The sequence below is a fragment of the Enterobacter sp. MGH85 genome, assembly GCF_001037655.1.
GTDB classification, from domain to species: Bacteria; Pseudomonadota; Gammaproteobacteria; order Enterobacterales; family Enterobacteriaceae; genus Enterobacter; species Enterobacter intestinihominis.
The window spans coordinates 2,802,176-2,815,249 of sequence record NZ_KQ089925.1 but is presented as its reverse complement, the minus strand read 5'-3'; the positions used below and the strand labels follow the sequence as shown (position 1 = coordinate 2,815,249).

The 13,074-nt window shown below is 54.5% G+C and carries 12 protein-coding genes; 2 read left to right on the top strand and 10 right to left on the bottom strand.

Annotated features, from left to right (window positions below):
- Nucleotides 1-157: 157 nt before the first annotated feature.
- Complete coding sequence (locus SK51_RS13255; RefSeq protein ID WP_023306494.1) at nt 158-1,417, top strand: dicarboxylate/amino acid:cation symporter; 1,260 nt, start codon at nt 158-160, stop codon at nt 1,415-1,417.
- 96 nt (nt 1,418-1,513) lie between these two features.
- On the opposite strand, the gene cheW is transcribed toward SK51_RS13255, so the two are convergent.
- The 6 genes from cheW to flhD form a co-directional block, all read right to left on the bottom strand.
- Complete coding sequence (gene cheW / locus SK51_RS13250; protein ID WP_003859699.1) at nt 1,514-2,017, bottom strand: chemotaxis protein CheW; 504 nt, start codon at nt 2,015-2,017, stop codon at nt 1,514-1,516.
- A 19-nt stretch (nt 2,018-2,036) separates the two neighbouring features.
- Entirely contained in the window at nt 2,037-4,046 is a 2,010-nt protein-coding gene (gene cheA / locus SK51_RS13245) for a chemotaxis protein CheA (RefSeq protein ID WP_022648510.1), read from the bottom strand.
- Nucleotides 4,047-4,050: 4 nt separating this feature from the next.
- Nucleotides 4,051-4,980, bottom strand: coding sequence for a flagellar motor protein MotB (motB, locus tag SK51_RS13240; RefSeq protein ID WP_022648511.1), 930 nt, complete (start codon nt 4,978-4,980; stop codon nt 4,051-4,053).
- Nucleotides 4,977-5,864, bottom strand: a complete 888-nt coding sequence (motA, locus tag SK51_RS13235) for a flagellar motor stator protein MotA (RefSeq protein ID WP_003859696.1) — start codon at nt 5,862-5,864, stop codon at nt 4,977-4,979. The genes motB and motA overlap by 4 nt, the downstream gene beginning before the upstream one ends.
- 123 nt (nt 5,865-5,987) lie before the next feature.
- Nucleotides 5,988-6,566 (bottom strand): flagellar transcriptional regulator FlhC, encoded by a 579-nt coding sequence (gene flhC, locus SK51_RS13230; RefSeq protein ID WP_022648512.1) that lies wholly within the window; start codon nt 6,564-6,566, stop codon nt 5,988-5,990.
- Between the two features lie 2 nt (nt 6,567-6,568).
- A complete protein-coding gene (flhD, locus tag SK51_RS13225; protein ID WP_003859693.1) occupies nt 6,569-6,919 on the bottom strand; it encodes a flagellar transcriptional regulator FlhD in 351 nt (116 codons plus the stop codon).
- 796 nt (nt 6,920-7,715) lie between these two features.
- Here flhD and uspC point away from each other — a divergent pair.
- Entirely contained in the window at nt 7,716-8,144 is a 429-nt protein-coding gene (gene uspC, locus SK51_RS13220) for a universal stress protein UspC (RefSeq protein WP_022648513.1), read from the top strand.
- Nucleotides 8,145-8,159: 15 nt separating this feature from the next.
- On the opposite strand, the gene otsA is transcribed toward uspC, so the two are convergent.
- From otsA to araG, 4 genes are all read right to left on the bottom strand, one after another.
- A complete protein-coding gene (gene otsA, locus SK51_RS13215) occupies nt 8,160-9,584 on the bottom strand; it encodes an alpha,alpha-trehalose-phosphate synthase (RefSeq protein WP_022648514.1) in 1,425 nt (474 codons plus the stop codon).
- Nucleotides 9,559-10,362, bottom strand: a complete 804-nt coding sequence (otsB, locus tag SK51_RS13210) for a trehalose-phosphatase (protein ID WP_032676180.1) — start codon at nt 10,360-10,362, stop codon at nt 9,559-9,561. Before otsB ends, otsA begins: the two co-directional genes overlap by 26 nt.
- Nucleotides 10,363-10,515: 153 nt before the next feature.
- Nucleotides 10,516-11,496, bottom strand: a complete 981-nt coding sequence (gene araH, locus SK51_RS13205) for an arabinose ABC transporter permease AraH (RefSeq protein WP_022648516.1) — start codon at nt 11,494-11,496, stop codon at nt 10,516-10,518.
- A 14-nt stretch (nt 11,497-11,510) separates the two neighbouring features.
- Nucleotides 11,511-13,025 carry an L-arabinose ABC transporter ATP-binding protein AraG gene (gene araG / locus SK51_RS13200; RefSeq protein ID WP_023306497.1) on the bottom strand — a complete coding sequence of 505 codons (1,515 nt, stop codon included), beginning with the start codon at nt 13,023-13,025 and terminating at the stop codon, nt 11,511-11,513.
- Between the last annotated feature and the right edge of the window lie 49 nt (nt 13,026-13,074).

Sequence of the window (13,074 nt, the reverse complement as noted above, 5' to 3'; positions counted from 1 at the left end):
CGTCATGATAAAAACAACGAATTTCATAAAAATTAAAAACAAGTTGTAACTCACGCAGCTTTACTTCAATTTATGCCCCGAATATTTTCCTGCGCTTAAATAAAAATTTTGTATGCATTGACGCAGGAAACTCTTTTAGCGCATAGAGGATCTTTTTGTGGCAAGTGCAAACAAACTCACGCTCTTCATCGTGATTTTCATGCTGGCGGGCATTCTTTCCGGTGCGGCGATCCATGAGTATGCTTCGTCCGACGCGATACAGGCCTGGTCGGAGAACATCACCCTGCTGACCGATATTTTCCTGCGGCTGATCAAGATGGTGATAGCCCCGCTGGTGTTCAGCACCCTGACGGTGGGCATTATGAGGCTGGGTGAAACGTCTACGATTGGGCGCGTCGGGGGTAAAGCGATGGTGTGGTTTATCAGCTCATCCGTACTTTCCATTCTGGTGGGGCTGTTTATTGTTACCCTTGAACAACCCGGCAGCGGTCTGAACCTGAGCATTCCGACAGAGACGGTTGATACCGGCCTGGCCGTGAGCGGGATGTCGCTGAAAGCCTTTCTGTCACACACCATTCCAACCAGCATTGCCGGCGCGATGGCCAACAATGAGATCCTGCAAATTGTGGTCTTCTCGATGTTCTTCGGCATTGGCGGCGCGTCACTGGGCCAAAAATTCAACGCCCCGCTGGTCGCGGCGCTGGATGTGGTATCCCACATTATGCTGAAGGTGACGGGCTACGTGATGTACGTTGCGCCGCTGGCCATTTTCGCGGCGATTTCGTCCGTCATTGCCACCCAGGGGCTGGGCATTTTGCTGAACTATGCCTCGTTTATTGGCGGTTATTATGTGGCGATCCTCCTGACCTGTCTGGTATTGCTGGCCGTGGGTTACATGGTACTGAAGAAAGAGATTTTCCGTCTGGTGGCGATGCTGAAAGATCCGGTGCTGGTGGCGTTTACCACCAGCAGCTCTGAAGCGGCATACCCAAAAACGCTGGAGCAGTTAGCGCGCTTTGGCTGTTCACGTAATATCGCCTCTTTCGTCCTGCCGATCGGCTACTCGTTTAACCTGGTCGGCTCCATGGTGTACTGCTCGTTCGCCTCAATGTTTATTGCCCAGGCGTACAACATTCACCTGAGTTTTACCGAGGTGACGGTGCTGATGTTAACGCTGATGCTGGCCTCGAAGGGCATTGCGGGCGTACCGCGCTCGTCGCTGGTGGTGCTGGCGGCAACCATTCCAGGCTTTAACATTCCGGTAGCCGGGATCCTGCTGCTGATGGGGATTGACCATTTCCTGGATATGGGGAGGTCCGCCATTAACGTGCTGGGGAACGGGATTGCGACGGCGATGCTGTCGCAGAATGAAGGGGCGCGGGAAGCGGAGGCAGAGCTGGTGGAGCAGGAGGCGTAAAGATACATAAGAGCCGGGTGGCGCTGACGCGTACCCGGCCTACGTGTTGGAGCCATTTGTAGGCCGGGTAAGGCGAAGCCGCCACCCGGCATTATTTTATGCCACGTGATTCGCCGCAATATCCAGCAGCGCCATCTCTTCGCTGTTCAGCAGCTTCTCAATATTCACCAGAATCAGCATACGCTCGCCGAGCGCACCCAGCCCTGTCAGGTATTCCGTCGACAGCGTGACCGCAAACTCCGGCGCAGGACGGATTTGATCGGCGGTCAGCGACAGCACATCTGACACGCCGTCCACCACAATCCCCACCACGCGCTGCCCCAGATTCAGAACAATCACCACCGTGTTATCGTTGTACTCCACATCGCCCTGGCTGAACTTCACGCGCAGATCCACGATAGGCACAATCACACCGCGCAGGTTGGTCACACCCTTGATAAACGCTGGCGTGTTCGCGATGCGCGTTACCTGATCGTACCCGCGAATTTCCTGCACTTTCAGGATGTCGATACCGTACTCTTCATCACCTAAAGTGAAAACCAGGAATTCCTGCCCAGATGGCTCGCCCGCCAGTTTCGTTACGTTACTCATACCGGTCATGTTATTACCTTTTACTTAATCAGGCGGCTGTGTTCGCCACACGTTGTTCACGATTTAATCCCTGAAGTGCCGATACATCGACGATCAGCGCGACGCTACCATCACCCAGGATGGTGGCAGCAGAGATCCCCGGCACTTTGCGGTAGTTACTTTCCAGGTTCTTAACCACCACCTGATGCTGACCAATCAGCTGATCGACCAGCAGCGCGTAGCGGCGTCCGGCGCTTTGCAGGATCACAACGATACCCTGCGTGGCCTCGGTTTTTGCCCCGTCCACTTCGAACACTTTCCACAGTTCCACCAGCGGCAGGTACTCGCCGCGCACTTCGAGCACGCGCTCGCCGCCCGCCAGCGGATGCAGATCTTCTTCGCGCGGCTGGAGGGATTCCATCACCGCGTTCAGCGGCAGAATAAAGACTTCGTCCGCCACTTTAACGGACATGCCGTCAAGAATGGCCAGCGTCAGCGGCAGCAGGATACGGATCGTGGTGCCCGCGCCCTGCTTAGACTGGATCTCAACGTGACCGCCCATCTCCTGAATGTTACGTTTCACCACGTCCATGCCCACGCCGCGGCCGGAAACGTCGGTGACCTGCTCTGCGGTTGAGAAGCCCGGGGCAAAAATCAGCATGCCCACTTCTTCATCAGTCATGTTTTCGTTGACCGCCATGCCCTGCGAAATCGCCTTCGCCAGAATGCGCTCGCGGTTCAGGCCCGCGCCGTCATCGGTCACTTCGATGCAGATGTTGCCGCCCTGATGTTCTGCTGACAGGATCAGGTTGCCCACTGGCGATTTTCCGGCTGCCACGCGGTTTTCCGGCAGCTCAATGCCGTGGTCGAGGCTGTTACGCACCAGGTGCGTTAACGGGTCGATAATGCGTTCAATCAGGCTCTTATCCAGCTCGGTGGAGCTGCCCATCAGCGTGAGTTCGATCTGTTTGTTGAGCTTGCTGGCCAGGTCACGCACCAGGCGCGGGAAGCGGCTGAAGACATATTCCATCGGCATCATGCGGATGGACATCACCGATTCCTGCAAATCGCGGGCGTTACGTTGTAACTGGCCCATGCTGGTGATGAGATCGCCGTGGGTCACCGGGTCCAGCTCGTTGGAGCGCTGGGCCAGCATCGACTGGGTGATCACCAGTTCACCCACCAGGTTGATCAGCTGATCCACTTTCTCCACCGCCACGCGAATGCTCGTTGACTCGCTGGAGCGCGCCGCCGGTTTTTCACCGCGGGCCGGGGCGGCCGTCTCTTTGGGCACGGCTTTCAGGGCCGGAGCAGCAGCAACTACCGCAGGGGCAATTTCTGCCGGCGCGGGCACTTCAACGGCCGCCGCCTCGGTTTCAAACGCAATTTGATCCGCTTCAATCACGAAGCACAGCACCGCCACAATGTCATCCTGGCCGATCCCGCCGTCGAGCGTCGCGGCCAGGCTGTCTTTACCCTTCACCACGTTGCTGAGCGTCGCCAGGTTACCCAGCTCCTCTTCCAGCAGGTTAACCTCGTTCTCTTTCAGCCGTGACAGCACTACGCGCAATTTTCCTGCGGGCGCATCAGGCGCACTGTCTGGTTTGGCCGCGGCGTCAACAACGCTCAGTTTTGCCGCAGGGACAACGGGCGCAGACGCCTCACCTTTGGCTTCCAGCGCTAACTGACGCAGCGCGTTGCAGATGTATTCAAAGCTGGCGGCATCAGGCTCTGCCGAACTTTTATAGGCGTCGAGCTGTTCCTGCATAATATCTTTCGTTTCCAAAAACAGGTTGATAATGTCGGTATTGAGCTGCATCTCACCGCGTCGTGCTTCATCCAGCAGGTTTTCCATTAAATGGGTCGTTTCCTGCAAAATGGTAAATCCAAACGTTCCGGCTCCGCCTTTAATGGAATGCGCCGCACGGAAGATGGCGTTGAGCTGTTCTGAGTCCGGTGCCTCGGGCACCAGATCCAGCAAATGTTGCTCCATATCGGCCAACAATTCGTCGGCTTCATCAAAAAATGTCTGGTAAAAATCGGTAATATCCATGCTCACGCTATCACCTCGGATTGGCTGGTGGCGATGTTGGAACGGCAGCCGAAGGGACGGCCCCAGGCTGTTTTAAATCGTCCAGTGACTCATTCTGACTTTCGGCGTTTTCATGCAGGATGGCCTGCTCCGCCTGCTGGTTCAGCACTAAAAGACTGATACGACGGTTGATGGCGTCATCCGGTCCGCGGTCGGTCAGGCGCATGGTTGCAGCCATGCCGACCACGCGCAGGACCTTGCCATCATCAAGCCCACCCGCCACCAGCTCGCGACGCGAGGCGTTGGCGCGATCGGCAGAAAGCTCCCAGTTGCTGTATCCCTTCTCTCCCGTGGCGTACGGGAAATCATCCGTGTGACCGGAGAGGCTAACGCGGTTCGGAATGCCGTTCAGCACCGGTGCAATCGCACGCAGAATATCGCGCATGTAGGGCTCCACGTCGGCACTGCCGGTTTTGAACATCGGTCGGTTCTGGCTGTCGATGATCTGAATACGCAGCCCTTCCTGCACCAGGTCAATTTTCAGATGCGGACGCAGCGCGCGCAGTTTAGGGTCCGCCTCAATCAGCTGATCCAGGTCACCGCGCAGTTTTTTCAGGCGCGCCTGCTCCATCCGTTTTTTCAGCTCATCGATGTTAGGCTGTTTTTTCACTTCGCCCTGCTGCTGGGTGTAATCGTCACCGCCGCCGGGGATCGGGCTGTCGCTGTTCGATATGCGCGGCCCGCCGGTGACCGCCGTCGCCAGCGGCGTTCTGAAATATTCCGCAATCTGAATAAGCTCTTTCGGGCTGGAGATGGAGATCAGCCACATCACCAGAAAGAAGGCCATCATGGCGGTCATAAAGTCGGCGTACGCGATCTTCCATGAGCCGTGAGAACCGTGCCCGTGCCCCTTATGCTTGCGTTTTTTTACGATGACGATCGGATGGGACTGGTTTTTCATGCGTCCTCAGTTGTCGTCTGTTGGTTGGGGTTTTTCACCGCGCGCACATGCTCTTCCAGTTCGATAAACGACGGACGTTCGCTGGAGTAGAGCGTCTTACGGCCAAATTCGACGGCGATCGGTGGTGCATAACCGTTGAGGTTTGAGAGCAGCGTAATTTTCACGCACTGCATCATTTTGGTGGTTTCAGCGCTCTTCTGGCGCAGCACGCTCGCCAGCGGGGAGATAAAGCCGTATGCCAGTAAAATACCGAGGAACGTCCCCACCATTGCGTGGGCAATCAGGGCGCCCAGTTCAGCCGCCGGGCGATCCGCCGAGGCCAGGGCATGAACGACGCCCATGACCGCCGCCACGATACCGAACGCCGGAAGCGAGTCGCCCACCAGCGCCAGGCTGTTGGCCGGCACTTCGGATTCGCTCTCGTGGGTTTCGATCTCTTCGTCCATCAGGGCTTCAATTTCGAAGGTGTTCATGTTGCCGCTGATGATCAGTCGCAGGTAATCGACGATAAAATCGAGCATCATCGCGTCAGCCAAAATACGCGGGTAGCTGGCGAAAATTTCGCTCTCTTTCGGGTTTTCAATGTCCCGCTCCAGCGAGAACATTCCTTGCTGACGTGACTTCGCCATCAGGCGATAGAGCAGCGCCAGAAGATCCATATACATGCTTTTGGTGTATTTCGAGCGACGAAACAGCAGCGGAATCGCCTTCAGCGTGCCCTTGATCGATTTACCGTTGTTACCAACGATAAAAGCCCCTACCCCTGCACCGCCGATGATGACAAGTTCAGCCGGTTGATAGAGTGCTCCAAGGTGCCCGCCGGTCATCATGTAACCGCCGAAAACTGTACCGAGAACTACCAGGTAACCTAATAAGATAAGCACGACATCATCCTTCCGCTAGTGACTATGGCAGGACGTTCATTTCGAGCGCGTGACCTGAACGCAGGGTAAAAAAAAGCAGCGGTAATCGCTTACCGCTGCTGGAATCTTGCCCACAGGTTCGGGTTAAACAGCGTGTTCGATCTGTTCATCCAGCAGTTGTGGAATAATATCGGCAGCATCCCGGGAAAGTTTACGTCTTTTTACGGCTCGGGATGGAGGCTGGCATAAACTACAGGCGAAGCTGCCCGCAGGCTGGTGCGCGTGGGTAATAAAATTGCCGTCACAGCAGTTGCAGCGCGACAATTCAAGCATTCCGCTTTCAACAAAACGCACCAGCGTCCATGCGCGGGTCAGCGCCAGCAGGGGTCCCTGTTCCTGCTGCGGGCATTGCTCAAGGTAAAGTTTGTAGGCTTTAATCACGGCATCCACGCCGCTGCATAAGCCCGTTTTAAGCAGGTACTGCCAGGCGTTACAGAACATGGAAGCATGGATGTTCTGCTCCCAGGTCATGAACCAGTCAGTGGAAAACGGCAGCATGCCTTTTGGCGGTGGGCTACCACGCAATTCTTTGTACAGCTTGATCAAACGACCACGGCTCAGTTGCGTCTCGCTTTCCAGCATTTGTAAACGCGCACCCAGCGTGATGAGTTCCATTGCCAACTGGATATCACGGGCTTCCTGAACAATGCTTTTTTCGCTCATTGTTAAGCCCTTTTCTTCCGGGCTACGTCGTCAGGCTGGCTGATTTCGTTGAGCAGGCGGGTGGAGAGAAGAATACCGGTGTGGATCTGTTGCAGATCGTCCACGCGGGATTCCTGAGTCAGACGCGTAATGGTCTGCGGGTTATCGAAACGGAACTGGCAGACAAGCTGATTGGTTTCAGCCAGCTTGACCATCTGCGGAAGTGTTAATCCCCCCAGCATGGTTGCCATCTCTTCGTTAACACCCAGACGAAACATCGCTGACGGTTTGTCCTGACTAATCAAACGCTGCGCGAGCAATAAATACGACAAATTGATGTCGTAAATATGTTTTAGCAACTCGGATGTATGCATTTTTCCCATCCCGAATAACCAACTATTGTTTTTATGCGGAAAGACCGCACCCCGTGATGTCGCCGGGAAATCACCCGGTATAAAAAGAAAAGGCCAAATGCATAGTTGAATTTAGGTTTGTACGTCGTAAAGCGCGTGACCGGTTAACATGGCCAAAATGTCGGTTACACATTTTATCTTTTCTTACAAATAACTAAGATTTTTCCTAATTCGACGCAAACTCTACTCGTCAGTTTTGACACATACAATGCAGCCCCCCCTGGAATTTAAAAAAAATGTGATCTGCGTCACATAATTTACGCGAATGGAACCCATAAATCCATCAGCGTGACTTGTAATTTGGGTGTTTTTTATCCAACCCAAGCTTGTTTATATTCTTCAGGAACGAATACTCATGCATCCGGACGGGGGAATTGGGTCTGGGAAATGTAAAGACAGGGCAAATCCGCATTGATCTGCTATGGGGAAAACTTCACGTTGAAACTACCATTAATTAATAAAGTAAAAACAGGAGGTTAACGCTGGCAACACAAAAATCAGTTTCGTTGCGTAACGATCTACGCCGGGTTGATGATGAGTTAAGGCGAGTTAACCACCTGGAAGGGAAAATGTGTAATTTACGTTAAGCTGTTAATTTTTTTCATTTAGGCCATCTTTTCAGTTATTCTTCTTATAAGAATAATTAATGAATAATTATGATAAGCTTCACACTAATGACGCATTCACCTCTTGCAGTAATGACAGTTTCGCGGTAAAGCTGGGAAAACTTGTCATTCTGACATCAAAGGAGTGCGTGATGAGTTACTCCCATCTGCTTGTTTCAGTTGCTGTTTCTCCCGAAAGCCACCAGCTTGTCGCCCGAGCCGTATCCATCGCCCGCCCCGCCAATGCCCGCATCAGCCTGATCACGCTGGCCGCGGAACCCGAAATGTATAATCAGCTGGCTGCGCCGATGCTGGAAGATATACGTGAGGTATTGCAGGAGGAAACGCACCAATTCCTGCAAGAGTTGGTGGAGAGGGCAGACTATCCGATTCATCAGACCGTTATCGCGACCGGTGAATTAAGCGCGCATATACTCGACATCTGTCAGAAAGAGAATATTGACCTGGTTATTTGCGGAAATCATAACCAGAGTTTTTTTTCTCGTGCGGCATGCTCAGCAAAATCTATCGTTTCGTCAAGCCAGGTTGATGTCCTGCTGGTGCCTCTTGGGGGCAATTAATGCCCCCGGAGAAAATCAGGCGAGTTTAGGGAAGGTCGCGATCTTTTTTTGCAGATCACCTTCCTGACTTTGCGGCTGGATCGCGCGCAAATCGTCAATAAAACGCGCCTGCCAGCGGTTAATATCATTCTTCATGATGGTCTCCATCATTTCCGAATGGCGTGAAATACGTTCCGCAAGCGGCATAGTTAACGCACGGTTCAGGGCATTTGCCACGTCATCGCGATCGTAAGGGTTTACAATCAGCGCTGAGGTTAACTCGTTTGCCGCACCGGCAAATTGAGACAGCACCAGCACACCCGGGTCAGCAGGATCTTGTGCTGCAACATACTCTTTTGCCACCAGATTCATCCCGTCGCGCAGGGGCGTGACCAGCCCGACGTCCGCATAGCGGAACACTTTCATCAGAATTTTGCGCTCAAAGTGCTGATTCAAATAGAAAAGTGGTGTCCAGCCAAGCTGCCCGTAGCGCCCGTTGATGCGCCCTGCTTCGGTCTCAAGCTGGTGACGGATATCCTGATAGGCCTGAACCTCACCGCGCGAGGTCGGCGCTATCTGGGTATAACGAATCTTGCCGTGATGCTGCGGGAATTTTTCCAGCAGGGTTTCGTACGCGAGGAATCGCTCCGGCAACCCTTTGGAATAATCAAGTCGTTCAACCGAAAAGATATTCTTAACGTGCTTGAGTTCATCCTTAAGCTGGGCAAGCTTCGGAGGCAATGGACCGGAGGCCTGCTCGGCAATTTCGTCTGGCTCAATACCAATCGGGTAGACCTCGGTATGGAAATTACGTCCCCACGCGGTGTGAGATTTGCCGCCGTGAGTAACTAGTCGGGTTTTACCGGACACGCTGTCGAGGAAGGCCAGCCTGTCGTTTTCCGTCTGGAAACCGAGCAGGTCGTAATCGGACAGCGCCTCAAGGATCTCTTCATGCTGCGGCAGTGCCGTGAAAATCTCCGGCGTCGGGAAAGGGATGTGCAGGAAAAAACCGATTCGGTTATTCACACCACGTTTTCGCAGCTCTCTGGCGAAAGGCAGCAGATGGTAGTCGTGGATCCATAAAATATCGTCTTCTTCGATCAGCGGCAGCAGTTTATCTGCCAGCAGCGCATTAACGCGCATATAGCCTTCATAGGATTCACGCTGGAATTTCACCAGGTCCAGACGATAGTGAAACGCTGGCCACAGCACGGCGTTTGAGAACTCGGAATAATATTCATCATAGTCCTTCTCACTGAGTGCGAAGGAAGCCCACGTGATATTGCCCCGTGACACCTTTTTAAGCGGTTTCTCATCATTACTGATTTCCCCGCTCCAGCCAAACCAGAGACCACCCGCGGCTTTGAGGGCACCTAATACCCCGACCGCCAGGCCACCGGCACTGGCTTTTTTATCATCCGGCGGTGCGATGCGATTAGAGACGACGACTAAGCGACCCATAATGATTTCTCCCGTTGTTTTGCGCTATTTGTTGTTGTTGCTGGTTAGCGACATCAGATATCCACTGCCAGACGCTGGCGACGTTTTCCAGCCGCCATCCGGCAACGGTTTCACCCGGCCCTACCTTGACAGACATGCCACTGGCCCGGTTTACCACGCTGAACCCGGCCTCATCGGTCAGGTCATCCCCAAAAAATACTGGCGTACGCCCTTTAAACGGCGCTTCCGCCATAAACGCTGCAATGGCAGCGCCTTTATTAATTCCTGCTGGTTTAATCTCGACCACACATTTACCGGGCTGTAACGCCAGCTCCGGATGGGCTTCCGCCACGCTTCTTGCTACCGAAAAGATCGCCGCCTCATGGTGAGGCGCCTGACGGTAGTGCAGCGCAAAGGCCATGCCTTTGGCTTCCAGTTCCGTACCGGGAAGCAGTTCCAGAGCAGAAGAGAGTTGCGCATGCAGCGCCTGAACCAGCGTATCGGGGAGTGAAACTATATGCAGTTGATCATGGATATCGCGGCGCTCCGCTCCGTGCACACCGGCCAGCGGAAAGTGATAAGGACTGGCGAGCACATCCAGCTCGGCCATTGAGCGCCCTGAAATCAATGCCAGTGCCCCCTCGTTCTGTCGGGAGAGCTGCTGCAAATTCTCTAACACCAGATCCGGTACAACGACGTCGTCAGGATGCGGTTCAATTCCGGCGAGCGTCCCGTCGAGGTCAAAAAAGAAAGCAAATTTTCCGGGCAGTACAGGCGGTGCGGTTAACAAGTCAGCCACCCTAATCCTCCTTACAGTGAATAAAACAGCCATGTAAGTATAGACAGTGTGACGGCGCTCGCCATTTAGCAACCGGCCCGTCAGCATAACTGGCGGGCCGGTCAGTGGGTCAACTATGGTTAATAGTTGAGCAGATAAGTGGCTAAAAATAAATCAGACGGTACGCTTAGCTTTTTGCTTGTAACGGTCGAAGATCACTGCTGCCAGCAGGATCAGGCCGCGTACGACGTACTGAGAGAACGGAGAAATATTAAGCAGGTTCATGGCGTTCTCCACGGTCCCCAGAATCAGGATCCCCGCTACCACATATGAGATTTTTCCGATGCCGCCCTTGAGGGATACGCCCCCCAATACGCAGGCTGAAATGACAATCAGCTCATAACCGATAGAGGTCATTGGCTGGCCGCTGGTCATACGCGACGCCAGAATAATCCCCGCCGCTGCCGACACCAGCCCGGAAAGCACGAAGATAATGATCTTGGTCCGTACGACCGGGACACCCGCCAGACGCGCCGCTTCCTCGTTCCCGCCAATCGCCAGGGTATTACGACCAAAGGTGGTGCGGTTAAGCAGGAAACCAAACAGGATCAGACAGGCTACCGTCAGCCAGATAGGCGCAGGCAAGCCCAGCCAGTTGGCATAGCCCAGCGTAAAGAAGCGCTCGTCTTCAATCCCCACCGCCTTACCGTCGGAGATGATATAGGCCAGACCGCGCACGATTTGCATGGTCGCAAGCGTCGTGATCAGGGCGTTAATCTTCAGGCGCGCAATCACAAAGCCGTTCACCAGACCGCTCAGCACGCCGAGCATCAGCCCCGCCAGCACGCCGATCCACAGGCTTTCGGTCATATTGATCACCACGGCAGTGGTGACCCCGGCACAGGCAATCACCGAGGCGACCGACAGGTCAAAATCGCCGGAGGCCAGGCAGAATAGCATTCCGCAGGCCACCATGCCGGACATGGAGATGGCCAGCCCCAGCCCCTTCATGTTGATGAAGGTCGCGAAGTTTGGCACAAAAATCGCGCACGCAACGAACAGGGCGGCAAAAACCACCAACATGCCGTACTGGTCCCAGATGCGGCCAAAACTGAAAGCCGACTTCGGCGCTCCGGATGTAGTAACAGAGGACATCATTGACTCCTTACTCAGGCGACAGCCTGGCTAACTTTAGGCATGGCGAGACTCAACGCCTGTTGTTCATTCGCCTGTTCATGCAGCAATTCACCGGCAATTTCGCCTTCACGCATCACTACAATACGGTCGGCGACGCCCAGCACCTCGGGCAGATCGCTGGAGGCGAACAGCACCGCCACACCGCGTTTTGCCAGCTCATAGATGACGTTATAGATTTCGTGTTTCGCCCCCACGTCGATACCGCGCGTTGGTTCATCCAGCAAAATGACCTTCATGTCTTCCGACAGCCAGCGCCCCAGAATGGCTTTTTGCTGGTTGCCGCCGGACAAATTCATGATCAGCTGTTCAGCCCCGGGAGTTTTGATGTTCAGCGAACGGATATGGTGATCAGCGTTGCTCGCCTCCCAGCCGTCGTTAATCAGACATCCCGCGCGGATGAACTTGCGCCGGGCAGAGATGTTGATGTTGTCGCGCACCGAGTGCACTGGAATAATGCCTTCGGCCTTTCGATCCTCCGGACAGAGCATGATGCCCGCGTTAATCGCCTGCGCAGGCTTCTGTATATCGACCTTTTTCCCGTCGACGAAGACCTGGCCCTGGGTAATGCGCGTACCGCCAAACAGCCCTTTCATCAGCTCGCTGCGCCCTGCCCCGACAAGGCCAAACAGCCCGACGATTTCGCCGCTGCGCACCGAGAGTGAAATAGGTGTGCGCACGCCTGGGGCTTTAACGCTATCCAGACGCAGACGCTCAGGGCCGTACTCGCGCGGCTTCCAGTGGTAAATATCCCCCAGATCGCGCCCAACCATCGCCTGCACCAGCTGGTCATGATTGACCTGCTGCATATCGGTGAAGGTGCGCACGTAGCGGCCATCCTTAAACACGGTGATGGCATCGCTTAAGGCAAAAATCTCTTCCATACGGTGGGAGACGTACAGAATGATGCGGCCCTCTTTGCGCAGCTCGCGGATCACGCGAAAGAGGTTTTCAATTTCACGCGCCGAGAGCGAGCTGGTTGGCTCGTCAAAAGCGATGATCTTGGCGTTACGCGCCAGCGCTTTGGCAATTTCCACCATCTGCCACTGGCCGATGGAGAGATACTTGAGGGGCGTTTGCGGATCGACATCCAGCCCAAGGTGCCTGAGTTGCAAGCCCGCTTCATAGTTGAGCAGCGAGCGGTTGACCACGCCGCTTTTATGCGGAAGCTGGCCCAGGTAGATGTTCTCCGCCACGGTCATTTCAGGAATGAGATGAAGCTCCTGATAGATGATGGCGACGCCCGCGTTTAACGCTGCCGTGGTATCGGCAAAGGCCACCTCTTCGCCGCGAATGGCCAGCGTGCCGGTGGTGGGCGTGTAGTTGCCGCTGAGAATTTTTAGCAGCGTGGATTTTCCCGCGCCGTTCTCCCCCATCAGGGCATGAACCTGACCGGCATAGCAGTCGAAGCTGATATCGGTCAGCGCGTTTACGCCGGGGAATGTTTTACCGATGCCGCGGAAAGAGAGATACGGATCAGACTGTTGCATAACGACTCCGTGATTCCTGTAGTGTGTACGTCAGGCCCCTCACGGCGTG

Bases quoted from the DNA above. Each gene is read 5' to 3' on its own strand.
- cheW (WP_003859699.1), bottom strand. From the start codon at position 2,017: ATGACCGGTATGAGTAACGTAACGAAACTGGCGGGCGAGCCATCTGGG.
- motB (WP_022648511.1), bottom strand. From the start codon at position 4,980: ATGAAAAACCAGTCCCATCCGATCGTCATCGTAAAAAAACGCAAGCAT.
- flhC (WP_022648512.1), bottom strand. From the start codon at position 6,566: ATGAGCGAAAAAAGCATTGTTCAGGAAGCCCGTGATATCCAGTTGGCA.
- flhD (WP_003859693.1), bottom strand. From the start codon at position 6,919: ATGCATACATCCGAGTTGCTAAAACATATTTACGACATCAATTTGTCG.
- uspC (WP_022648513.1), top strand. From the start codon at position 7,716: ATGAGTTACTCCCATCTGCTTGTTTCAGTTGCTGTTTCTCCCGAAAGC.
- otsA (WP_022648514.1), bottom strand. From the start codon at position 9,584: ATGGGTCGCTTAGTCGTCGTCTCTAATCGCATCGCACCGCCGGATGAT.
- araH (WP_022648516.1), bottom strand. From the start codon at position 11,496: ATGTCCTCTGTTACTACATCCGGAGCGCCGAAGTCGGCTTTCAGTTTT.
- araG (WP_023306497.1), bottom strand. From the start codon at position 13,025: ATGCAACAGTCTGATCCGTATCTCTCTTTCCGCGGCATCGGTAAAACA.